Annotated in this window: 6 protein-coding genes; all 6 read right to left on the reverse strand. The window is 66.8% G+C overall.

Features of this window, described 5'->3' with window-relative positions:
- Positions 1 to 60 precede the first annotated feature (60 nt).
- On the reverse strand, positions 61 to 1,272 hold the full coding sequence (locus tag ACI3K3_RS25080; protein ID WP_404918739.1) for an FtsW/RodA/SpoVE family cell cycle protein: 1,212 nt from the start codon (positions 1,270 to 1,272) through the stop codon (positions 61 to 63).
- On the reverse strand, positions 1,272 to 2,642 hold the full coding sequence (murD, locus tag ACI3K3_RS25085) for a UDP-N-acetylmuramoyl-L-alanine--D-glutamate ligase (protein WP_404918741.1): 1,371 nt from the start codon (positions 2,640 to 2,642) through the stop codon (positions 1,272 to 1,274). The genes ACI3K3_RS25080 and murD overlap by 1 nt, the downstream gene beginning before the upstream one ends.
- Before the next feature lie 13 nt (positions 2,643 to 2,655).
- Positions 2,656 to 3,726: a phospho-N-acetylmuramoyl-pentapeptide-transferase gene (mraY, locus tag ACI3K3_RS25090; protein ID WP_404918743.1), complete on the reverse strand. Its 1,071-nt coding sequence runs from the start codon at positions 3,724 to 3,726 to the stop codon at positions 2,656 to 2,658.
- A 16-nt stretch (positions 3,727 to 3,742) separates the two neighbouring features.
- The gene (murF, locus tag ACI3K3_RS25095; RefSeq protein WP_404918745.1) at positions 3,743 to 5,314 is read right to left on the reverse strand and encodes a UDP-N-acetylmuramoyl-tripeptide--D-alanyl-D-alanine ligase; all 1,572 of its coding nucleotides are present in this window, start codon (positions 5,312 to 5,314) and stop codon (positions 3,743 to 3,745) included.
- A gap of 4 nt (positions 5,315 to 5,318) precedes the next feature.
- A complete protein-coding gene (locus ACI3K3_RS25100; RefSeq protein WP_404918747.1) occupies positions 5,319 to 6,797 on the reverse strand; it encodes a UDP-N-acetylmuramoyl-L-alanyl-D-glutamate--2,6-diaminopimelate ligase in 1,479 nt (492 codons plus the stop codon).
- A gap of 10 nt (positions 6,798 to 6,807) precedes the next feature.
- Positions 6,808 to 7,733, reverse strand: a 926-nt coding sequence (locus ACI3K3_RS25105) for a penicillin-binding transpeptidase domain-containing protein (protein ID WP_404918749.1), incomplete at its 5' end; no start/stop codon positions are given.

Genomic DNA, 7,733 nt, shown 5'->3' on the forward strand with positions numbered 1-7,733 from the left:
CGCCCGTCCCGCCCGCGGCGAGGACATAATGACGGCTTACCAAGCCTTTTACGGCCGAACTCATGAAGAAAAGTCTCCAACGGCGCGAAGCGAGAACTTCTCGCGCTTGATGAACGGATTGCGGCGCGTAATCGCCAGCAGCAGGCCCACGGTCATGCACATGGCGACCGTGGACGAGCCGCCGTAGCTGATCAGCGGCAGGGTCATGCCCTTGGACGGGAAGAGCTGGAGGTTGACCAGGATGTTGATGAAGGCCTGCCCGCCGAACTGCGAGGCGATGCCGGACGCGGCGAGCACGGTGAAGAGGTCTTCCTCCTCCACCAGGCGCAGCATTACCCGGGTCAGCAGGGCGAGGTAGATCATGACGATGATCATGCAGGCGATCAGGCCGAATTCTTCCCCGATCACGGAGAAGATGTAGTCCGTATGCGCTTCGGGCAGCGCCATCTTGCGGCCGCCCATCCAGAAGCCCTGCCCAAACCATCCGCCGTTCAGCAGGGTCCGCTGGGCAAGGTCCACCTGGTCGAAGGCATTGCCGCCCGAGAGGAACGAGTCGATGCGGTTGCGGCCGTTGTCATAGGTGAAATACATCAGGACGATGCCCGCGACGCCAAGTCCCGCGAACATGCCGATGCGCTTCAGGGGAATGCCCGCCAGCAGGATCATCACGAAGAACGTGCCCGAAAACAGCATGGTCGAGCCGAAGTCCGGCTGCGCCATCAGCAACGCGCCGAGCAGGCCCATCAGGCAGAAGCAGATCGCCACCACGGGAATGTGCGGATCGCGCGCGCGCCAGGAGAGAATCCAGGCAAGCAGGATCGGAAAGCCGGAACCCAGGAACTGCGAGGGCTGGATCGAGAAGCCCACCTTCAGCCAGCGCCGCGCGCCGTTCACTTCGGAGCCGACCACCGGCACCAGCACCAGTCCCACCAGCATGAGCCCGGCGATCAGGATGCCCACGCGGCGCGCGCTGTCCTTCGACAGGCTGGACGCCCAGAACATCGCGCAAAGGCCCACGAACTGCCAGCGCAAGTGCAGCCAGAAGAAGTGCAGCTGCGAAAGCTTCTCGTGCGCGGTGGAAAGACGGCGGGCGCTGGCCGGCGAGCCGGCGGCGACGGCCACGGCCCCTATCCCCATGAGGATCAGGACGATCGCCAGCACGGGGCGGTCGATCTCCTGCCACCAGATCGCCAGCTGGCCGCGACGGTTGCGGTTGTAACGGACATTGGCGGGCTGGACGCCCGATGCAGAACTGGAAGCGGCAGTGGCCATCAGTGCTTCACCCCGTCTGCAGGCGCGTCATGCCCGTCATGAAGTTCGAGGAGCGCCTCGACGATCTGGCGGAAGGCCAGGCCGCGCGCTTCATAGTCGCGGAACTGGTCGAAGCTGGCACAGGCAGGCGAGAGCATGATGACGTCGCCGGGCTTGGCGCGGGCCATCGCCTCGCGAATGGCTTCGGCCATCATCTCGCTGCGGTTCACTTCGGTATAAGGCGCGAGGATTTCAGCGAAGCGCGCGCCGGCATCGCCGATCGTATAGGCGGCGGCGACATTGCCGAAGAAGGGGACACATTCGTCGAGGTTGTCGCCCTTGGGCAGGCCGCCGAGAATCCAGTGGATGCGCGGCTCAGGATCGGGCGGGAACGCGGCCAGGGCAGGCGCGGTGGAGGCCGGGTTCGTCGCCTTGCTGTCGTTGATGTAGAGCACGCCGTTCGCTTCGGCCACGCGCTCCATGCGGTGCGGCAAGCCGCTGAAGGTGCGCAGCGCGGGCTGCCACCGCGCGGCGGGAATGCCCAGAGCCTCGACGATGGCCACGGCCACGGCGGCATTCTGCAGATTGTGCGGGCCCTGCAGCGAAGGCCAGTCCTTCTGGAACGATACCAGATCCTGCCCATTCACCCGGCGGACGAGGCCGGGCGCGCGGCGCAGTTCTTCCGTTTCGGCTATGTCGCCCGTCTCGCGGTCTCCGGTGCCGAACACCGCGGGATGTGCGGCGTCCTGCATCGAAAACAGACGCGCTTTCGACAGGGCATAGGCCTCGAAGCCGTCATACCGGTCGAGATGATCGGGCGTGACATTGAGCAGCGCCGCGACATCGCAGTCGAGGCTGCGGGTCAGATCGATCTGGTAGCTCGACAGCTCCAGGACATAGACGCCGCCCTCCGGCAGCGGATCTTCGCCCAGCACCGGCACGCCGATATTGCCGCCGACGCGGGTAGGCACCCCGGCGCTCTCCAGCAGATGGCAGACCAGCGATGTGGTGGTGGACTTGCCGTTGGTGCCGGTGATGCCGACCACGCGATGCGCGGGCAGGCTTTCACGGGCGAGCGCGAAAAGCTCGATATCGCCGATCACGGGCACGTCGTGGCGGCGTGCGGCTTCGGCGATCGGGTGCTTGTTGAGCGGCACCCCCGGCGAGACGACCACGCCGTCATAGCCCGTAAGGTCGGCGGTGACGGGATCACCGAGTTCCACGCTCTCCCTGTCGCTGCGGGCGCAGAAGGCCTGGCGCGGCTCTTCCCGCGAATCCCAGACCATGACGTGGGCGCCGCTGGCCAGCAGCGTCTCGACCGCGGTGAGGCCGGAGCGGGCCAGGCCGAGCACCGCGTAGCGTTTTCCGGCAAAGACGGGGGAGACGATCAAGGCCCGGCGCCCCTTATCGCAGCTTCAGCGTGGAGAGGCCGACGACGGCCAAGACGATCGAGATGATCCAGAAGCGGATCACGACCGTCGATTCCTTCCAGCCCTTCTGCTCGAAGTGGTGGTGGATCGGCGCCATGCGGAACACGCGGCGGCCGGTGCGCTTGAACCAGAACACCTGGATGATCACCGAGGCCGCTTCCAGCACGAAGAGGCCGCCGACGATGGCCAGCACGATCTCATGGTGCGCCGCCACGGCAATGGCGCCGAGCGCGCCGCCGAGCGCGAGGCTGCCGGTATCGCCCATGAAGACCGCCGCCGGCGGCGCGTTGAACCACAGGAAGGCTAGGCATGCGCCGATGATCCCGGCGCAGAACACGGCCAGTTCGCCCGCGCGCGGCACATGCGGAATGCCGAGGTAATTGGCGTAGTCGACGCGGCCGGCAAGGTAGCAGATGATCGCGAAAGTGCCCGCGGCGATGATCACGGGCATCGTCGCCAGTCCGTCGAGGCCATCGGTGAGGTTCACCGCGTTGCCCGCGCCCACGATCACGAAAGCCGCGAAGACGTAGTAGAACGGCCCGAGCGGGATGTAGCGGCCCGAGAGGAACGGCACGTAGAGGTTCGTGTTGAGCTGGCTGACGATGATGTACGAGGCAATGCCCGCCACCACGAATTCCAGCGCAAGGCGCAGCTTGCTGGAAAGCCCGGCGGTGCTGCGCTTGGCGACCTTGTCGTAATCGTCCAGGAAACCGATGATTCCGAAGCCCACCGTCACGGCTACGCAGGCCCAGACGAAGGGGTTGGTCACGTCCATGAACAGGATCATCGAACTGACCAGCGCGGTCAGGATCATCAGTCCGCCCATCGTGGGGGTGCCGCGCTTGGCAAGGTGGCTCTGGGGGCCGTCCTCGCGGATCGGCTGGCCCTTGCCCTGGCGCACGCGCAGCATGTTGATGAAGCGCGGACCGATCAGCAAGCCAAGGCCCAGCGCCGTCATCAGCGCCGCGCCCGAACGGAACGTCTGGTAGCGGAAGAGGTTGGACAGTCCCTCGTAGTGGAACCAATCTGCGATGAGATACAGCATCTTGCGGGGTTGCCCCCTACCCTTCCTGTTTGTCGAGCGCGTTCACCAGGGAAGCCAGACCCACCGAATTGGAACCCTTCACGAGGATGACGTCATCCCGTTCGAGGCCGAATTCGCGCAGCGCGTCGATAGCTTCCCGCACAGTGAGGCAATGCGCGAAGGGCACCGCTTTGCCAAGCGGAAGGCCAGCGGATTTCCCCAGTTCCTCGGAATTCCCGCGCCCTTCAAGGGCCTGCGGCAGGGTCTGTGCCAGGGCCTGTGCAAGCGGTGCCATTTCCTCGCCCACCAGCACGGCGAAATCGACGCCCGCCTCGCCGATCGGACCGGCCAGTGCGGCGTGATAGTCGGGACCGTGACTGCCCAGCTCCTTCATCGCACCGAGTACGGCGATCCGCCGGTTCGCAGGCGTGCGCCCCAGCTGCTCCAGGGTGGCACGCATCGATGCGGGGTTGGCGTTGTAGCTCTCGTCGATCAGCAGCGCCTTGCCCGCGCCTTCGCCGGAAGCGGGGCGGCGGCCGTCCACGTCGGGCTCCCCACCCGAAACGTCGATCTGAAGCCGCGCGCCCCGGCCTGGCAGCCCGCCCATTTCGGCGAGCGCCACGCCTGCGGCGCCGAGGTCTCCCTTCACCCCGCGCACCGCGGCCATGACCGCGAGCGAATTGATCACATGATGTTCGCCGGGCGAAGCGACGGTATAGCAGACCCGCCGATCACCCATGTCGATCGTCACCAGCGAGCCCCCGCCGATCGCCGGAACCGCGTCGAGCAGGCGGACATCGGCGTCACGCGCCTTGCCGAACGAGACGACTTGCGCACCGGCAGCGAGCGCGGCCTCCTTCAGGCGGTTGAAATAGGGGCTATCGGCCGGAATCACCGCAGTGCCGCCTGCTTCCAGACCTTCGAAGATCTCGGCCTTGGCGTCGGCAATGGCCTCCATCGAGCCCAGCATCTCGATGTGCGCGGGCGCGATGGTGGTGATGACCGCCAGGTTCGGGCGCACCTGCCGGGTCAGCGCGGCGATTTCGCCCGCATGGTTCATGCCCATCTCGAAGATGCCGAAACGCGCGCGGGCGGGCATCCGTGCGAGACTGAGCGGCACGCCGACATGATTGTTGTAGCTCTTGACCGAGCGGTGCGCGTCTCCCCGGCTGCCCCGGTCGAGCGCGTCGAAGATCGCCTCCTTCACGCCGGTTTTCCCGACCGAGCCGGTCACGCCGATGATCGGCCCGCGCGAACGCTCGCGCGCCGCCGCGCCCAGCAGTTCCAGCGCCTCGGTGGTGTCTGCGACCAGGATGTGCGGGCCGTCCACCGGGCGGTCTGCCACGACTGCCGCCGCGCCCTTGGCGAAAGCACCCTCGACGAAGCGATGGCCGTCCATCGTCTCGCCTTTGAGCGCGAAGAACAGGTCGCCCGGCTGAACGTCGCGGCTATCGATCTCGACGCCGGAAACCGCGAACTCGCTGCTGGCCTCGCCCTTCATCACCCGCGCGAGCGTGGCGGAATCCCAGAGCGCGGGAGGCCACGGGGCAAGCGGGTTTTCCTCGGCCTCATCAGTGGGCCATTCGAGGATCCGGGCTACAGCATTCATCGCACTACCTTCCCTGCGGACCAGACATTTCCCTGGCCACGGTGACGTCGTCGAATGGCAGGACGCGCACTGCATCGCCGCTGCCGATGATCTGCCCCTGTTCATGCCCCTTGCCGGCGATGAGGACGATGTCCCCACGTCCGGCTTCCGCGATCGCCGCGCCGATTGCCTCGCGCCTATCGCCGATTTCCCGCGCCTCCTTGCCCATTCCGGCAAGGATCATGGCGCGAATTTCCGCCGGGTCTTCACCGCGCGGGTTGTCGTCGGTGACGATCGCCACGTCCGCGCCCTCGCCGGCCACCCGGCCCATTTCCGGCCGCTTGCCCTGGTCGCGGTCGCCGCCCGCGCCGAACACCACGATCAGGCGCCCTTCCACATGCGGACGAAGCGCGGCGATCGCCGCCTCCAGCGCATCGGGCGTATGCGCATAGTCGACATAGACCGGCGCGCCTACCGAAGAAATCGCCGCGCGCTCAAGCCGCCCGCGTACCGTGACGAGCCGCTTCAGCGCATCGAACGTCTGGTGCGCATCACCGCCGCTGGCCAGGACGAGCCCCGCCGCGACCAGCGAATTGGCCGCCTGATAGGCCCCGATGAGCGGAAGCTCGAGCACGTAGGATTTCCCATCGTGCTCGAGCTCCAGCTTCTGGCCGAGTCCGCCCGGCTTGCGACCCGAGAGGCGGATGCTGGTGCCCTTGGCACCCACGGTGAACGTCTTGAGCCCGCGCTTTTCGGCATGGGCGATGGCTTTTTCGGACCAGGGATCGTCGGCCCAGATCACGGCGGTGCCGCCATCGACGACGACTTCGTCGAACAGGCGCATCTTCGCCGCGAAGTAGTCGTCCATGTCGGCATGGTAATCGAGATGGTCGCGCGAGAGGTTGGTGAAGGCGCCTGCCGAAACGCGGGGGCCCTCGATGCGGAACTGCGAAAGACCGTGGCTCGATGCCTCGTAGGCGACGTGGGTGACGCCCTCGCGGGCAAGGCCGGTGAGGTTGGCGAGGAACGTCACGATATCGGGCGTGGTGAGGCCGGTTGAGACAGTCTCGTCGCTGGTGGTGACGCCCAGGGTGCCGATCGAGGCGGCGCGCTGCCCGGCCATGCGCCAGATCTGGCGGGTCAGCTCGACGGTGGAGGTCTTTCCGTTGGTGCCGGTCACGGCGACCAGGGTTTCGGGCACCGGCTGGAAGAACGGTGCGGCAAGACGCGCGAACAGGCGGCGCGGCTCGGGATCGGCGAAGTGGACCGCGCCTTCGACCTGCGCGTCCGGATGGGCGACTACGGCGACGGCACCGGCTTCGATAGCGGCGGCGATATAGTCCTCGCCGTTGAACTTCGCGCCGCGAAACGCGCCGAACACGGTGCCGGGCGCGACCTTGCGATGGTCGATGGCAAAGCCGGTCACGTTCACTTCTTCTGCGCTGCCTGCAAGCGAACCTGCAAACGGAACATCGGCAGCAGCGCAGAGGGCGGTCAATTTCATTCTTGCAGGCTCACTCTTCAGCGGTTCCGGCCGGGATCAGCGGCTTCAGATCGGAAATGTCGATATCGCGCGTTTCGTCCGGCATTACGCCCAGCAGCGGGCCGATGCGCGGGACCACCCGCTGGATCACCGGCGCCGAGTTCCAGGCGGCAGTGCGCTGGAACGAGGTCGCCTCGGTGCCCTGCGGCTCGTCCATCATGGCGATGACGACGTAGCGCGGGCGGTCCATCGGGAAGGCGGCGGCAAAAGTGGCCACCAGCGAATGCTTGCGATAGCCGCCAACACCCGGCTTCTCGGCCGACCCGGTCTTGCCGCCGACGCGGAAGCCGGGCGCGTCGGCCTTGCGGCCGGTGCCGTAGGACACGATCATGCGCAGCAACTGGCGCATGCGGGCGCTGGTCGCGGCGGTGAACACGCGGCGTCCGGCCGGAACCTGCGAAGGCTCCAGCTTCTTGAGCGTTGCCGGGCGCCAGATGCCGCCGTTGACCAGCGAGGCGTAAGCGGACGCGAGGTGCAGCGGGGTGACGGCAATGCCGTGGCCATAGGCGACCGTCATCGTGCGCAGACGCGGCCATTCGCCGCGCGGCCAGAGCGGGAAGCCGCGCGCGGGAAGCTCGACGAAGGGGCGCTGGTTCATCGCCAGCGATTCCATCGTCTTCTTCAGCCGGGCGCCGCCGAGTTCGTCCGCGATATGGGCGGTGACGGTGTTCGACGAGTGGATCAGCGTTTCCAGCACGTTCAGCGAACTGCCGTAATTGTGCAGGTCGTGGATCGTGAACTTGCCGACATGGAGCGGCGTGGCCGGCCAGCGGCGGCGCAGATCGGTGATATTGCCCGCGTCGAGCGCGGCGGCGACGGTGATCGGCTTGAAGGTGGAGCCCAGTTCGTAGACCTGGTTGGTCACGCGGTTGAACCCGCGCGGCACGTCGCCCGCCT

Source organism: Novosphingobium sp. ZW T3_23, assembly GCF_044987305.1.
Lineage (GTDB): Bacteria > Pseudomonadota > Alphaproteobacteria > Sphingomonadales > Sphingomonadaceae > Novosphingobium.

What these genes read in the sequence shown, in the direction of transcription:
- ACI3K3_RS25080 (WP_404918739.1), bottom strand. Translation starts at nt 1,272, where the DNA reads ATGGCCACTGCCGCTTCCAGTTCTGCATCGGGCGTCCAGCCCGCCAAT.
- mraY (WP_404918743.1), bottom strand. Translation starts at nt 3,726, where the DNA reads ATGCTGTATCTCATCGCAGATTGGTTCCACTACGAGGGACTGTCCAAC.
- murF (WP_404918745.1), bottom strand. Translation starts at nt 5,314, where the DNA reads ATGAATGCTGTAGCCCGGATCCTCGAATGGCCCACTGATGAGGCCGAG.
- ACI3K3_RS25100 (WP_404918747.1), bottom strand. Translation starts at nt 6,797, where the DNA reads ATGAAATTGACCGCCCTCTGCGCTGCTGCCGATGTTCCGTTTGCAGGT.